Origin of the sequence: Streptomyces sp. NPDC002088 (assembly GCF_040296605.1) — a bacterium.
In the GTDB taxonomy this organism is placed as follows: domain Bacteria; phylum Actinomycetota; class Actinomycetes; order Streptomycetales; family Streptomycetaceae; genus Streptomyces.
Map to the genome: position 1 here is coordinate 185598 of NZ_JBEOXO010000005.1, position 13443 is coordinate 199040.

Sequence of the window (13443 nt, forward strand, 5' to 3'; positions counted from 1 at the left end):
CAGGGGGAGTGATCAGGTGGTCGGCACGAGCTGCCACTGCTGGCAGGTGTTGTTCAGCCACGTCCACTGCCGTACGTCGGTGCCGTCCGCGGTGCCGCAGTCCGCCACGTCGGCGACCTTGCCGCTGTTCTCGTTGACGATCCGGACGTAGTCGCCGGAGGCGGTGAACACCAGGCGATAGCGCTGGCAGGTGTTGTTCAGCCACGACCACTGCCGGAGGTCGGCGCCGTCCGCGGCGGAGCAGTCGGCGGTGTCGAGCACGCCGCCGGTGGCCACGTTGACCAGGCGGTTGGTGTCGTCCGCGAGGTCCTCGACCTTCCACTTCTGGTTGGCCCCGCCGTTGCAGGTCCACTGGAGGACGTTCGCGCCGTTGGCGGTGCTGCCGCCGTCGACGTCCAGGCACTTGCCGCTGTTGCGGTTGACGAGGGTGTACGACGTCGGCGTCGCCGCGGTCTCGCCCGACGGGCCGGGCAGCGAGGTGCCGAGCGCGACCGGGGTGCCGAAGTTCGGGGTGCCGTCGGCGTTCCAGGTGAACTTCTGGGCGCGGGTGGTCCGTCCGTTGCCACAGCCTCCGCTGGAGGAGGAGTTGGCGTGGTAGACGATCCAGTTCTCCGTGCCGTCCGGTGAGCTGAAGAAGCCGTTGTGGCCGGGCCCGTAGACGCCGCCTGCGTCACTGCGCTGGAAGACCGCGGTCGACTTCTTCGTCCAGGAAGCGGCGCTGAGCGGGTCGGTGCCGGTCAGTTCGAGCTGGCCCAGCTTGTAGTCGGCCGTCTGGCAGTAGCTGGCGGAGAACGTGAGGAACGTCCGGCCGTTGTGGTAGAGCGGCTCGGGGCCCTCGTTGACCGGCGCGCCCGAGGTCTCCCAGCTGTACGTGGGGCTGGAGATGACGGTGAAGGTGCTGCTCGCCAGGGTGTACGGGTTGCTCATCGGCGCGATGACCAGGCTCTGCGCGCTGCCGTTCACGAAGCCGCTGCCGACCAGGTACAGCTTGCCGCCGTACTCCAGCACGCTCGCGTCGATCAGCCAGCCGTTCGGAGTGAGGTTGGAGCCGGTGAGCGAGCCCTTGTAGGTGTAGGGGCCCAGCGGGTCGGTGCCGGAGCTCTCCAGGACATGGGTGCGCTGGGAGTCGCAGCAGGAGACGCCGCTCTGGCCGGCCGAGTAGTACAGGTACCAGTGGCCGTTGAAGAAGTGGATCTCCGGGGCCCAGATGTTGGTGTTGCGCGTCGAGGTGGTGTCCGACCACACCTGCACGTTGGGCGCGGTGGCGAGGCCCGCCAGGGTCGGTGACTTGCGCATGCCGAGGACGCCCGTGAACGTCGTGGTGATCAGGTAGTAGTTGCCGTTGTAGTACTGCAGCCAGGGGTCGGCACCCTTGGACGACTTGAGCGGGTTGGTGTACGGGCGTCCTTCCGCGGCGGAGGCCGGCTGCGTGGCCGCCACCAGCGCGAGCAGTACGGCGAGCACGCAGAGAAACAGGGGTCTGCGATGGGTCCGAGGCATACGAGACCGTCCCTTGTCCGTAATTTCGAACGTGGTTCGTGAAATCGATCAGAAGATAGGTGGGGGGCATGTCCGCGTCAATGAGGTGGACAGTGGAAACCGGTCGGTTTACGATGGCGAGAAACCGATCGGTTTCCTCATGTGCCCCGGACTTCCCCGGGCCTTTCCTGGAGTCGGACATGACCACGATCAAGAACGCCACCGTCCTCGTCACCGGCGGCAGCCGGGGTGTCGGCCGCGCCCTGGTGGAGGAGCTGTACGCCCGCGGCGCCGCCAAGGTCTACGCCACCGCCCGCGACCCGCGCACCGTGACCCACCCCGACGCCGTCCCGCTGGCGCTGGAAGTGACGGACCCCGCCTCCGTGGCGGCGGCCGCCGCCCAGGCCCAGGACGTCACCGTGCTGATCAACAACGCGGGCGTCTCGGCCGGCACCCGCTACCTCGACGCCCGCCTCGACGACGTGCGCCGGGAGTTCGAGATCAACTTCTTCGGACCGCTGCTGGTCACCCGCGCCTTCGTGCCCGTCATCGAGCGCAACGGCGGCGGCCATGTCCTCAACGTCCACTCCGTGCTGTCCTGGTTCGCCAACGGCAGCACGTACGGCGCCACCAAGGCGGCGCTGTGGTCGCAGACCAACTCCCTGCGCCTGGAACTGCGACCGCGCGGCATCGGCGTCACCGGACTGCACATGGGGTACGTCGACACCGACATGACGGAGGGCATCGACGCGCCCAAGTCCAGCCCCCGCGACATCGCCGTGGCCGCTCTCGACGGCATCGAGACGGACGCGCACGAGGTACTGGCCGACGACCTCACCCGCTGGGTCAAGTCGGCGCTGTCCGGGGACGTGGAGGGGCTGTACGAGCAACTCGCGCAGTGACGCGCCCCAGCGCGAAGAACAGCGCCCACACCAGCGCGGCCACCGGCCCCGGCCGCCGCGAGCAGCAGCGGGCGCGGCCGGGCCGGGAGCGGCCCCAGCACGCCACTGGCGTTGACGTACGTCAGCAGCAGCGACCCCACCAGCGCTGTCGGCCCGGCGGCCGCCGAGAGCCTGTCGGGCCGCGGCCCGACAGGACGAACCGGCTCAGTACACGGGGAGCGGGGCGAGAGCCGGAGCGGGAGCCCGGCCCGGGATGCGTGCGGGAGTCGGCAGCGGGGCCCGTGCGGGGGTTGTGGGGGCCGGATTCGGTATCGGCGCGGGAGGCGGCGCCGGCACCGGAAGCAGAACCGGAGACCATGTCGGGGCCCGAGCCGAAGGCCGTGCCCCTGATGAACCTCCCCGGGAGCCACCGTGCCGCCGCGCACAGCCACACCCCGAGCCAGCCCAGGGCGAAGAGCCAGCCGGCGAGGACGTCGGTGAACCAGTGCACGCCGAGATAGACGCGGGTCAGGCCGACCAGTGCGCCCCAGCAGCCGACGACGACTCGGAGCGGGGTGCCGGCGCGAGGGGCGGCCGCGGACAGCGCGACGATCAGCAGTCCGGCGGTCAGTGTCGCCGTGGTGGAGTGGCCGGAGGGGAACGACCAGCCCGAGGCGTGCGTCTGCCAGTCGTGCTGCGGCGGGCGGGGCCGGTGCACCAGGGCCATTACGCCGTACCGCAGGAGCTGACCCGAGGCCAGGCAGGCGACGCCGAGCGCGGCGCCGAGCAGCCGGTGCCGCGCGGTGCGTCCGACGAGGGCTCCGGCCAGCGCGGCGAGTACGTACGGGATGACGCCGGTCCCGGTGGCGGTCAGCGCGCGGGCGACGGCCACGGCCACCTCCGGGCGGTGGCTGATGGACCAGGAGTGCAGCCGGTCGTCCAGAAACAGCGAGGCGCCGTCGCCGCCGACCACGACCATGGTCAGCACGCCGAACCCGGTCCAGGCGCCGAGCCCCACGCTGCCCGACAGCTCGCTGACGTCACCACGCCTCATGATGTCGGCTCCGGCGGACGGTGCAGGCGGGGCAGGGCCGGGATCATCAGGCCTCCGTCCTCTTCGCACTCGTCTTCGCGGCGCGCCTGGCGCGGTACAGCTCGGCGGCGAGCGGGAGCAGCGACACCACGACGATCAGTGCGACCAGGGGCAGCAGATAGCGGTCGACGTTCGGGACGGAGGACCCGAGCGCGTACCCCGCCAGCGTCAGGCCCAGCGCCCAGACGAGCCCGCCGACCACCTGCCACACGGTGAACACCCGCACGGGCACGTGCAGTGCGCCCGCCACGGGGTTGAGCACGGTCCGCACCACCGGCACGAATCTGGCCAGCACGATCGCCGTCGCATACCCGTACCGCTCCAGCAGCTCCTCCGCCCGGTGCGCCCCTTCGCGCAGCCGGGCCGAGCGGGTGCGGGCCAGCAGCGCCCCGCCCGCCTTCCGGCCGAGCAGATATCCGACCTGCGATCCGGCCAGGGCACCCAACGCCGCGACCACCAGCAGCGGCCCCAACGACAGCTTCACACCGCGGTCGGCGCTTCCGGTGCACAGCAGGCCCGCCGTGAACAGCAGCGAGTCGCCGGGCAGGAAGAAGCCGATCAGCAGTCCCGTCTCGGCGAACAGCACCGCGCCGACGCCGAGCACCCCGAAGGCGGCCAGCAGCGAACGGGCGTCGAGCACATTGACGGCGAGCTGGGACGATAGGTGGAGGGTGGTGGTCATCGTCGCGAGACCTTCCGATGAGTGACAGCTCAGTGACAGCTTGAACAACGCAAGAACAACCGCTTGAACAGCACTGCTCGAACAGCACTGCTTGAACAACTGCTCGATTGACTACAATCCTGTAGACGGTCTACGACACTGTAGACGAACGCTGGGTGAGGATCGTTCCCATGACCGACGCGAAGGACGAACGCCGGCCGGCGGGTGAGCTGGAGGCCGCCGTCATGGCCGTGCTGTGGACCGCGGACCTGCCGCTCACCGCGGCGCAGGTACAGCTCGAACTCGACTCCGGCCTGGCTCGTACGACCGTGACGACGATCCTGACCAGGCTGCACGAGAAGGGTGTCGTGCAGCGGGAGCGACATGGCCGCGGCTTCGCCTATCACCCGGCCCAGGACCCCCAGGGCCTCACCGCCCGCCGCATGCACACGGAACTCGACCGTGACAGCGACCGCGAGACGGTCCTCGCGCGCTTCGTCGCCCAGCTCGGCCCGGACGACGAACGAGTCCTGCGCCAGCTCCTGGAGGCGGACGAGACATGACCCTGCCGCCCGACGCCCGCCCGGCCCCCACCACGGGAGGCCGCCGCACGATGCCGCCCCACGACCGCCCCGCCCCCGCAGCCCCTGGCACCTCGACCGCGACCACCCACCCCCCGCACCGGGAGGCCGCCGCCCCATGACCGTCGTCCTGCTGATCACCCCCCTGCTGCTGCCCTTCGCGGTGCCGCCCCTGGCCCGGCGCGCACTGGAGGGCGCGCGCCCCGTTGTCGCGCTCTGGACGCTCACCGTCTGCGCCCTGGTGCTCGCGGGCGCCTGTGTGGCCTCGCTCGGTGCCCTGGTCCTGACCGGACTGCTGCGGGTGCCTGCCTTCGCCGCGCTCGGCGAACTCGTCCACCCCCTGCGTGCCCCCTCCGACCTCGTCGTCGCCCCCGCCGCCGCGCTCGCCACCGGCGCGCTGACCGTCGGCGCGGTGACGCTGGGGCGCTCGGCGGTCCGGCAGCTGAGGGCGTTCCGCCTCGCCCGCCGGCAGGCCGGCCGGCGCCCCGCCGCAGGCGACCTCTGTGTCGTCGACTCCCCCCATCCGGACGCCTACGCCCTGCCCGGCCGCCCGCACCGCATCGTCGTCACCACGGGGATGCTGCGCAGTCTGGGCCCAAGGGAGCGCGAGGCCCTCTTCGCCCATGAGCGCGCCCACAACGCCGGCGGCCACCACTACTTCCTGGCCGCCGCCGAGCTCGCCGCGCACTGCCACCCCGCGCTGCGCCCGGCCCGCGCGGCGATCCGGCTGGCCGCGGAGCGTGCCGCCGACGAGGCCGCCGCGACCGCCGTCGGCGACCGGCGCCTGACCGCCCACGCCATCGCGCGCGCCGCCCTGGCGGGCCACGCCGCCCACTCGCCCCGCCCCGACTTCGCACCCGCGGTGACGACCGGCCCCGTCCCCCAGCGGGTCACCGCCCTCCTCGCACCGCCAGGCCGCCCGTCCCGCGCCACGCGCCGCATCGCCGTCCTCCTGGCCGCCTGCGCGGTCCTCTCCGGCGCCGCCGCGTCGACCGGCGTACTCGACTTCCACCACGAGGTCGAGGTGGCCCAGGGAGAAGCTGCCCGCTGACCAGCGGGCAGGCGATGAGCGGTCCCGGCCGGCGTCAACCCGGGAACGACCGGGACGGTGGTCGACGCCGGTGCCGTCGGCCCCCAGAAGATGCTCGACTTCTGCGCCGCCTACGGCGTGGGCGCGGACGGCGAGGTCATTCCGGCCGACAAGATCGATGAGGTGTACGAGCGCGTCCACGCCTCGGACGTGCGCGACCGCTTCGTGATCGACGCCTCGACCCTGACCGCCTGACCGCCTGACCGCCTGACCGCCTGACCGACAGGAACCGTGCCATGACCACCATCGCCATCATCGGGGCGGGCCCCGGCCTGGGAGCCGCCGTCGGCCGCCGCTTCGGCCGCGAGGGCCACGACATCGCCTTCGTCGCCCGTGACCGGACCCGCCTCGACGCCTTGGTCGCCGGGCTGTCCGGCCAGGCCGTCACGGCGCGCGGCTTCGCCGCCGACGTACGGGACCCGGAAGCCCTCGCCGCGGCCCTCGACGCCGCGAACGCGACCCTCGGCCCCATCGAAGTCCTGCAGTACAGCCCGGTCCCGCACCGGGACTTCATGCGGCCGGTCCTGGAGACCACGCACAGGGATCTGCTCGGCCCGGTCGAGTTCTCCGTCTACGGCCCGGTCGTCGCCGTACAGCAGGTGCTCCCCGGTATGCGCGCCCTCGGCCGCGGAACGATCCTCTTCGTCAACGGGGGCACCGCCGTCGTCCCGCACCCGGACCGGGCCGGCACGTCGATCGCCTTCGCCGCCGAGAGCGCGTACGGCCACCTCCTGCACGACAGGCTCGCCGCCGAGGGCATCCACGTCGGGCAGCTGATCATCCCCGGGGCGATCATTCCCGGACACCACCGCAAGGATCCGGCCGTGCTCGCGGACACCCTGTGGACCATGCACCGGGACCGGCACGGGTTCCGGCACTTCGCCGACGACCTCGACAGCTGACCGACGGCGACGGCTTCGGGGTGACCGTGACGAACACGGCACCCACCCGCTCATCCCTGTGTGCCGGCCAACTTGAACTGCACCAGGTAGTCGCCGCCGGCCTTGGGGTCGAAGGTCTGGGCGATGGTTCCCGCGGTGCAGGCGCCGTTGAGGTTCAGCGACTGCCCGCCCTCGGCGGCCGGCCACCTCCGGGAGTGACAAACCCGTGGCTCATCGGGCATTTTCCGCCGGCCGGCCCGCGTGGCACGCCGCCCGGCGGAACGGTCAGGCGGCGTAGCCGAGCGCCGCAGGGTCAGCCGAGGCCGAGGCGTGGGCCACGGTCGCGTGCACGGGACGGGCGGTGCGGACGGTGGCCGCGGCCTGCGAACGGTTCCGCGCGAAGACGACGAGGCGCAACATCGCGAACCGCGCGACACCGGCGAGTGCGGAGGCGGACAGGTAGACGACCTGCTCGAGCGCCGCACCGGGCGCCGCCACCAACTGCTGCAGGACAAGCATCGCCAAGCAGGTCACCGCGTACGCGGCCGCCGCGGACCCGGCCGACTGCGCATGTTGGCGCCAAGTCGCGCGCCCGCCCGCGCCGAAGGTGAAGCGGGCGTGCAGCTCGGTGGCGAGGAGCGTGGAGACCACGGTGATCAGAGCGTTGGCGAAGACCCAGGGAATCCAGGAGGCGAGCGCTGCCACGGCGAAGCTGGAGGCGAGCCCCACCCCGCCGCCGCAGAGCACGAAGCGGGCGAAGGCGGTGAAGGCGCCGGGCGCCGCCTGCTGCTGGCTCTGTGCTGTCTCCATGATCCGACCCCTTTGATGGCTCACTCCGCGAAACGCGCACCCCTCGACTGCGAGGCCGAGGGGCGTGCTGCCAATGGCGCCATAATGGCACACGAGTGGCGCTAATGGGAGTCATTTGTGGTGCCGCCTACGGCATCAGTGGTGCCACGGCATGGAAGGGCTCTCAAATGTGCAGGTCGGCGACTCGGCGTAACTTCGGTGTGCGCCGTTGGCGGTCGCGCGACCCGCCGGGCGCGCCCTGGGTCTGGTCGGCCGGAAAGTCCCCAGCCGGGGGTGTCGTGGTGCCACTAGGTGTGCCAGAGGGGTCGAGGCCCCACTTGGCGCCGCGTTGACGCAACTCGATGTCGGCACGTTTCCGCAGGTCAGATGCGTCAGGTTGGCCCCATCCCGCAACTGCTCCCCTCGCGGGCTTGCGTATGGCGCCATAGTGGTGCCATCATGACGTCATGGATCTCACGCCGTATGTCGACAACCTCCGCCGCGAACTCGCGGTGGCCGCCGAAGCCGGCGGCGAAGAAGCCCGCGAGCTGGCCGAGCGGCTCACCGCTCCCCTGGAGTCGGCGACCCGGCTGACGATGCTCAATGTGCTCTCCGCCGCGATGGACGAGATCACCCGTGAACTTGCCCCGGGCTCGGTCGACGTACGGCTGCGCGGGCTCGACCCCGACTTCGTGGTGACGCGGCCAGTGGGCGATGAGGCGTACGAGGACCGGAGCGGGCCCGCCGAGCCGCTCAAGGCGCCGGCCCCGGCCCCGGCCGACGGTGACGAGGGCGGCACCGCCCGCGTCAATCTGCGCCTGCCGGCCCACCTCAAGGCGCGCGCCGAGGAGGCCGCGAGCCGCGAGGGCCTGTCGGTCAACGCGTGGCTGGTGCGGGCCGTGTCGGCCGCGGTCGAGGGCGGTGCCGCGCCGCGTGCAGCACGTACAGCACAGAAGACCCGCACCATCGGACAGAGCTTCACGGGCTGGGTGCGCTAGCCGCACCCGTGCCCGTCCCGCTTCACCTACACCACGTCCCACCTGCGGGGACGCCCCGACGACTGATGAGGACGACACAGCCATGCCTTCTTTCGACACTCCCCAGCCGATCTCGGTTACCGCCAACGTGGCAGCCGGCTCCATCCAGTTCTCCGCGAGCGACCGCCTCGACACCCTCGTCGAGGTGCGGCCCCGCGACCCGAAGAAGGACAAGGACGTGCGGGTCGCCGAGCAGACCGAGGTCACGTACGCGAGCGGCCTGTTGACCATCAGGACGCCCAAGGGGCGCTATCTCATCGGGCCCTCCGGCGCCGTCGACGTGACGGTCGAACTGCCCACGGGCTCGCGGGTGGAGGTGACCGGCGCCTGGACCCAGGTGCTCGGCGAGGGCCGGCTCGGCGAGGTCCGCGTGAAGACGTCGTCGGGTGACGTCCGCCTGGATGTGACGGGCCCGCTGCAGCTGACCGCGTCGCACGGCTCGATCACCGTGGACGAGGTCGAGGGCCTGGCCGAGATCACCACCAGCTCCGGCAGCCTGCGCGTCGGTGTCGTGGACGGCCCGGCCGTCCTGAAGAACTCGCACGGCTCCACGACCGTCGGCGCCGCGATCGGCGAGCTGCGGGTGAGCGGCGCCAACGGCGACATCGACATCCAGCGCGCCGAGAGCTCGGTCACCGCGACCACGGCCCACGGCACCCTGCGCGTGGGTGACGTGGCCCGCGGCACCGTCCAGCTGGAGACCAACTACGGCGCCATCGAGATCGGCATCCGCGAGGGCACGGCCGCCTGGCTCGACGCCAGCTCGAGCAACGGGCAGGTGCGCAACACGCTCGCCGCGTCCGAGAGCCCGGAGAAGACCGAGGAAACGGTCGAGGTCCGCGCCCGGACCCGCTACGGCAACATCGACGTCCGCCGCGCCCGGGTCTGACCCGCCCAACCTCCTGACAGTCAAGACCACTTCACCGCTCACCACGCCACGCCTTCGAAGGGGAGGGCCCCATGCCATCTTCTGTCATGCCCACGCCCAGGCAAGGCGACGGTCACCCGTCGCCGGCCGCCGTCTTCGCCGTCGGTCTGCGCAAGTCGTACGGCGACAAGACCGTCCTCGACGGCATCGACCTGCGCATCCCGGCCGGCACCGTGTTCGCGCTGCTCGGCCCGAACGGTGCCGGCAAGACCACCGCCGTGAAGATCCTGTCCACGCTCATCGCCGCCGATGGCGGGCAGGCCCAGGTCGCCGGGCACGACGTCGCCACGTCACCGGAGGGGGTGCGTGCCGCGATCGGCGTCACCGGGCAGTTCTCCGCCGTGGACGGGCTGATCACCGGCGAGGAGAACATGCTCCTCATGGCAGACCTGCACCACCTGTCCAAGCGTGAGGGACGGCGGGTCGCCGCCGAGTTGCTGGAGCGCTTCGATCTGGTGGAGGCCGCGAAGAAGCCGGCCCAGAGCTACTCCGGTGGCATGAAGCGCCGCCTCGACATCGCCATGACCCTGGTCGGCGACCCGCGGATCATCTTCCTCGACGAGCCGACCACCGGCCTCGACCCACGCGCCCGGCACACCATGTGGCAGATCATCCGCGAGCTGGTCACGGGCGGCGTCACCGTCTTCCTCACCACCCAGTACCTGGAGGAGGCCGATCAGCTCGCCGACCGCATCGCGCTGCTGAACGACGGCAAGATCGTCGCCGAGGGGAGCGCCGACGAGCTGAAGCGGCTGATCCCCGGCGGGCACATCCGGCTCCGGTTCTCTGATCCGGCGGCGTACCAGAGCGCCGCCTCCGCCCTGCGCGAGGCCACCCGGGACGACGAGGCGCTGGCGTTGCAGATCCCCAGCGGCGGCAGCCAGCGCGAGCTGCGCTCGATCCTCGACTGGCTGGACTCGGTCGGCATCGAGGCGGACGAGCTGACCGTGCACACCCCCGACCTCGACGACGTGTTCTTCGCCCTGACCGGCGGCGCCAACCAGCCGAACCAGCCCAAGGAGGCTGTCCGATGAGCTCCCTGACCCTCGCCGTACGCGACTCCTCCACGATGCTGCGCCGCAACCTCCTGCACGCACGGCGCTACCCGTCGCTGACCCTGAACCTGCTGCTCACCCCGGTCATGCTGCTCCTGCTCTTCGTCTACATCTTCGGGGACGTGATGAGCGCGGGCATCGGCGGCGGTGCCGACCGCTCCGAGTACATCGCGTATCTCGTCCCGGGCCTGCTGCTGATGACCATCGGCAGCACCACGATCGGCACCGCGGTCTCCGTCTCCAACGACATGACCGAGGGCATCATCGCCCGCTTCCGCACGATGGCGATCCACCGCGGCTCCGTGCTCATCGGGCACGTCGTCGGCAGCGTCCTGCAGTCAATCATCAGCGTGGTCCTCGTCGGCGCCGTCGCCGTGGCCATCGGCTTCCGCTCCACCGATGCCACCGTCCTGGAGTGGCTCGCGGCGTTCGGACTGCTCGTGCTCTTCGCCACGGCGCTCACCTGGATCGCGGTCGGCATGGGCCTGATCAGCCCGAACGCCGAGGCCGCCAGCAACAACGCGCTGCCGCTGATCTTCCTGCCGCTCATCTCCAGCACCTTCGTCCCGGTCGAAGCGATGCCGGGGTGGTTCCAGCCCATCGCCGAGTATCAGCCGTTCACCCCGGCCATCGAAACCCTGCGCGGGCTGCTGCTCGGCAGCGAGATCGGCCACAACGGGTGGCTGGCCGTGGTCTGGTGCCTGGGGCTGGCCGCGCTCGGCTACGTCTGGTCCAAGTCGGTGTTCAACCGCGACCCGAAGTAGCGGGCCGCAGCCTACGGACCGCGGCCAGCACCTCGCCCCACTCCAGGGCGGCGTACTCCGACACCGCGTCGGCGTACGCCGCCCCGTCGGCGTTCTCCGCACCTGCAGGGCCCGCGCCGTCGACACCGTCAGCTGAACTCGCGCTGCACAGGCCGGTGTGGTTGAAGGCGTACCAGGGGTTGGGGTGTTCTCGAAGGGGGCCGACGTCCCGGCGGTGGTCGCCGAGGCTGTCTAGCCGCGATCCGGCCTTGGCTCGGCGGTGTTGTCCGGGGTCGTTTCGGGTTTCGTGTAGAGGATCTCGCGGGCCTGCTCCGCGGCGCGGGCGATGCTCTCGGAGACGAAGTCGAGGAAGCGGGCGACGTTCTCCAGGCGGGTGCCGGCCGGGGTGCGGGGGCCGAGGACGCCGACACCCTGTCGTGCGATCTCGACGATGTGGGCGGTGGACCGGGCGCTGGCCATCATCGACTGGTACCAGACGTCATCGTCGACGACGTAGCGCTCGCGGCGGCGTTCGTCGCGTTCCCGGCGGATCATGCCCTGACTCTCGAGAAACGCGATCGCCTTGGAGACGGACGCCGGGCTGACCTGGAGGCGCTGGACGAGTTCGGACGCGGTGAGGCTGCCCGCGTCGGTGAGGCAGAGGCAGGCCATCACTCGGGACATCATCGTGGGCATGCCCGACTGCATCATGACGGTGGTGAACAGCTCCTCGTACTCGCGCACCGCCTCGGCGTCGCGCCCGTGGGCCTGCGCGGGCGCCTCCGTCCCCCGGGGCGCGGCCTGCCTGCGTCGGTGGGCGCGGCGTTCGGTGGCACGGTGGGCCAGGTCGGCGCGGTAGGTGGTGGGGCCGCCGTTGCGCATCACCTCGCGCGTGATCGTCGAGGTCGGGCGCTCAAGACGTCTGGCGATCTCCGCGTAGGCGAGGCCGTCGGCCAGCCCCAGCGCGATCTGCTGACGTTCGGGCTGAGTGAGCCTGCCTCCCGGCATCGCAATCTCCTTTGTGCTCAGTGACGCCTCCAGCATAGCGTTCACTTCCAATTCAACGCAACGAAAAGATGGGAGGTTGTTGCATTAGATTCGAGACCATTGCAACGATTTCTCGGCTACCACCTGTAGTGGTGGATATTTTTCGCAACGAGTCTGTTCCTGGAATTATGAATGCAACGTAGCGTTTCCCTCATCAGAAACAGCGGCAACCTTCATCCCCTGCCGGAGTGGTCCGCCGGGAGAAACCGCACTCAGTCGGACTGTCCCCACCTTCGACGGTCAAGCGTGTGCGCACTCCTCGATGATCGATGCCACCCGCTGCACCGAGGATGAGTTGCGGTGGGTCCGGCGGCCCAGGACGAGATCGATGGTCTCTGTCTCGGCGAGCGGCACGTAGGTGACGCCGTCGAGCCGCAGGCTCTGCACCGACGCCGGCACAAGTGCGACGCCGTGGCCGGCGGCCACGAGGACGACGAGGGTGGCGGTCTCGCCGACTTCGACGAGGGACGGGGGCTGGAAGCCGGCCCGGCGGCAGGCGGACAGGACGCGGTCGTGCATGGCGGATCGGGCCTGTGCGGGATGGATGACGAAGGGTTCGCCGGCCAGTGAACCCAGGGAGATCTGCGGGCTGGTGGCCAGCGGATGGTGAGCCGGCAGCACGGCCACCAGGGGCTCAGTGCGCAGCGGCGTGCTGTTCAGCTCTTCGGTGGCAGCGCCGGAACGAAAAACCGCCAGGTCGTAGGTGCCGTCGAGCAGGCCGTCCGCGAGCTGCGGAGTGAGCAGCTCGCCGCGCAGGTCCAGGGTGATGTGGGGCAGCCGGGCCCGTACGGTTCGTGCGACGCGTGGAAGCACATCGTAGGTGGCGGTGCCGATGAAGCCGACGGAGACGCGGCCCGCGTGGCCGGTGGCGAGCTCTGTCATGTGAACCCGCGCGCGTTCGGCCTCGGCGAGCAGCGTGCGTGCGTAACCGGTCAGATGCCGTCCTGCCTCGGTGAGTTCGACGTGCCGGGTGGACCGGTGAAACAGGGGAGTGCCCAGCTCGCGCTCCAGCTGCTTGATCTGCTGGGACAGAGCGGGCTGCGCGACGTGCAGACGGGCTGCCGCGCGCCCGAAGTGGCATTCCTCGGCGAGCGTGAGGAAGTAGCGGATCTGGCGGAGCTCCATGGGTTGATTCTATAAAGCGGCCTTATCAATGAAGAAGAACTAAGTCTTGGACG

14 protein-coding genes and 2 pseudogenes are annotated in these 13443 nt (G+C 70.9%); 9 read left to right on the forward strand and 7 right to left on the reverse strand.

The genetic code is table 11. The annotated features are described in order from the left end of the window. Positions 1-12: 12 nt before the first annotated feature. On the reverse strand, positions 13-1500 hold the full coding sequence (locus tag ABT114_RS13160; protein ID WP_351141778.1) for a family 43 glycosylhydrolase: 1488 nt from the start codon (positions 1498-1500) through the stop codon (positions 13-15). A 179-nt stretch (positions 1501-1679) separates the two neighbouring features. Between ABT114_RS13160 and ABT114_RS13165 the strand changes: the two genes are divergently transcribed. Then, positions 1680-2381 carry an SDR family oxidoreductase gene (locus ABT114_RS13165; RefSeq protein WP_351141780.1) on the forward strand — a complete coding sequence of 234 codons (702 nt, stop codon included), beginning with the start codon at positions 1680-1682 and terminating at the stop codon, positions 2379-2381. A gap of 379 nt (positions 2382-2760) precedes the next feature. Here ABT114_RS13165 and ABT114_RS13170 read toward each other — a convergent pair. Together ABT114_RS13170 and ABT114_RS13175 are read right to left on the reverse strand one after the other, a co-directional pair. After that, positions 2761-3414, reverse strand: a pseudogene (locus tag ABT114_RS13170) (phosphatase PAP2 family protein); the annotation flags it as partial. Positions 3415-3460: 46 nt separating this feature from the next. Further along, a complete protein-coding gene (locus ABT114_RS13175) occupies positions 3461-4135 on the reverse strand; it encodes a DedA family protein (protein ID WP_351141782.1) in 675 nt (224 codons plus the stop codon). A 170-nt stretch (positions 4136-4305) separates the two neighbouring features. Here ABT114_RS13175 and ABT114_RS13180 point away from each other — a divergent pair, with 170 nt between their 5' ends. The 4 genes and pseudogenes from ABT114_RS13180 to ABT114_RS13195 all read left to right on the forward strand — a co-directional run bounded on the left by ABT114_RS13180 (position 4306) and on the right by ABT114_RS13195 (position 6687). Beyond that, positions 4306-4677 carry a BlaI/MecI/CopY family transcriptional regulator gene (locus ABT114_RS13180; RefSeq protein ID WP_351141784.1) on the forward strand — a complete coding sequence of 124 codons (372 nt, stop codon included), beginning with the start codon at positions 4306-4308 and terminating at the stop codon, positions 4675-4677. A gap of 136 nt (positions 4678-4813) precedes the next feature. Continuing rightward, on the forward strand, positions 4814-5746 hold the full coding sequence (locus ABT114_RS13185; RefSeq protein WP_351141786.1) for a M48 family metalloprotease: 933 nt from the start codon (positions 4814-4816) through the stop codon (positions 5744-5746). An 84-nt stretch (positions 5747-5830) separates the two neighbouring features. Further along, positions 5831-5980, forward strand: a pseudogene (locus ABT114_RS13190) (alcohol dehydrogenase); the annotation flags it as partial. A gap of 41 nt (positions 5981-6021) precedes the next feature. Then, positions 6022-6687, forward strand: a complete 666-nt coding sequence (locus tag ABT114_RS13195; protein ID WP_351141788.1) for an SDR family NAD(P)-dependent oxidoreductase — start codon at positions 6022-6024, stop codon at positions 6685-6687. Positions 6688-6737: 50 nt separating this feature from the next. Here the strand turns inward: ABT114_RS13195 and ABT114_RS13200 are convergent, their stop codons facing one another. Beyond that, complete coding sequence (locus ABT114_RS13200; RefSeq protein WP_351141790.1) at positions 6738-6908, reverse strand: hypothetical protein; 171 nt, start codon at positions 6906-6908, stop codon at positions 6738-6740. 43 nt (positions 6909-6951) lie between these two features. Beyond that, complete coding sequence (locus ABT114_RS13205) at positions 6952-7476, reverse strand: GtrA domain-containing protein (protein WP_351141792.1); 525 nt, start codon at positions 7474-7476, stop codon at positions 6952-6954. Positions 7477-7922: 446 nt separating this feature from the next. On the opposite strand from ABT114_RS13205, the gene ABT114_RS13210 reads away from it, so the two are divergent. The 4 genes from ABT114_RS13210 (at position 7923) to ABT114_RS13225 (ending at position 11239) form a co-directional block, all read left to right on the forward strand. Beyond that, complete coding sequence (locus tag ABT114_RS13210) at positions 7923-8453, forward strand: hypothetical protein (protein ID WP_351141794.1); 531 nt, start codon at positions 7923-7925, stop codon at positions 8451-8453. A gap of 82 nt (positions 8454-8535) precedes the next feature. Then, positions 8536-9381 carry a DUF4097 family beta strand repeat-containing protein gene (locus tag ABT114_RS13215; RefSeq protein ID WP_351141796.1) on the forward strand — a complete coding sequence of 282 codons (846 nt, stop codon included), beginning with the start codon at positions 8536-8538 and terminating at the stop codon, positions 9379-9381. Positions 9382-9452: 71 nt separating this feature from the next. Next, positions 9453-10454: an ATP-binding cassette domain-containing protein gene (locus tag ABT114_RS13220; protein WP_351141797.1), complete on the forward strand. Its 1002-nt coding sequence runs from the start codon at positions 9453-9455 to the stop codon at positions 10452-10454. Beyond that, entirely contained in the window at positions 10451-11239 is a 789-nt protein-coding gene (locus tag ABT114_RS13225) for an ABC transporter permease (RefSeq protein WP_351141799.1), read from the forward strand. Before ABT114_RS13220 ends, ABT114_RS13225 begins: the two co-directional genes overlap by 4 nt. A gap of 231 nt (positions 11240-11470) precedes the next feature. On the opposite strand, the gene ABT114_RS13230 is transcribed toward ABT114_RS13225, so the two are convergent. Next, positions 11471-12226 carry a GbsR/MarR family transcriptional regulator gene (locus tag ABT114_RS13230; RefSeq protein WP_351141801.1) on the reverse strand — a complete coding sequence of 252 codons (756 nt, stop codon included), beginning with the start codon at positions 12224-12226 and terminating at the stop codon, positions 11471-11473. Between the two features lie 279 nt (positions 12227-12505). Beyond that, positions 12506-13390, reverse strand: a complete 885-nt coding sequence (locus ABT114_RS13235) for a LysR family transcriptional regulator (RefSeq protein ID WP_351141803.1) — start codon at positions 13388-13390, stop codon at positions 12506-12508. Positions 13391-13443 lie beyond the last annotated feature (53 nt).

Bases quoted from the DNA above. Each gene is read 5' to 3' on its own strand.
- ABT114_RS13180 (WP_351141784.1), top strand. From the start codon at position 4,306: ATGACCGACGCGAAGGACGAACGCCGGCCGGCGGGTGAGCTGGAGGCC.
- ABT114_RS13220 (WP_351141797.1), top strand. From the start codon at position 9,453: ATGCCATCTTCTGTCATGCCCACGCCCAGGCAAGGCGACGGTCACCCG.
- ABT114_RS13200 (WP_351141790.1), bottom strand. From the start codon at position 6,908: ATGCCCGATGAGCCACGGGTTTGTCACTCCCGGAGGTGGCCGGCCGCC.
- ABT114_RS13185 (WP_351141786.1), top strand. From the start codon at position 4,814: ATGACCGTCGTCCTGCTGATCACCCCCCTGCTGCTGCCCTTCGCGGTG.
- ABT114_RS13195 (WP_351141788.1), top strand. From the start codon at position 6,022: ATGACCACCATCGCCATCATCGGGGCGGGCCCCGGCCTGGGAGCCGCC.
- ABT114_RS13160 (WP_351141778.1), bottom strand. From the start codon at position 1,500: ATGCCTCGGACCCATCGCAGACCCCTGTTTCTCTGCGTGCTCGCCGTA.
- ABT114_RS13230 (WP_351141801.1), bottom strand. From the start codon at position 12,226: ATGCCGGGAGGCAGGCTCACTCAGCCCGAACGTCAGCAGATCGCGCTG.
- ABT114_RS13215 (WP_351141796.1), top strand. From the start codon at position 8,536: ATGCCTTCTTTCGACACTCCCCAGCCGATCTCGGTTACCGCCAACGTG.
- ABT114_RS13210 (WP_351141794.1), top strand. From the start codon at position 7,923: ATGGATCTCACGCCGTATGTCGACAACCTCCGCCGCGAACTCGCGGTG.
- ABT114_RS13235 (WP_351141803.1), bottom strand. From the start codon at position 13,390: ATGGAGCTCCGCCAGATCCGCTACTTCCTCACGCTCGCCGAGGAATGC.
- ABT114_RS13225 (WP_351141799.1), top strand. From the start codon at position 10,451: ATGAGCTCCCTGACCCTCGCCGTACGCGACTCCTCCACGATGCTGCGC.
- ABT114_RS13205 (WP_351141792.1), bottom strand. From the start codon at position 7,476: ATGGAGACAGCACAGAGCCAGCAGCAGGCGGCGCCCGGCGCCTTCACC.
- ABT114_RS13175 (WP_351141782.1), bottom strand. From the start codon at position 4,135: ATGACCACCACCCTCCACCTATCGTCCCAGCTCGCCGTCAATGTGCTC.
- ABT114_RS13165 (WP_351141780.1), top strand. From the start codon at position 1,680: ATGACCACGATCAAGAACGCCACCGTCCTCGTCACCGGCGGCAGCCGG.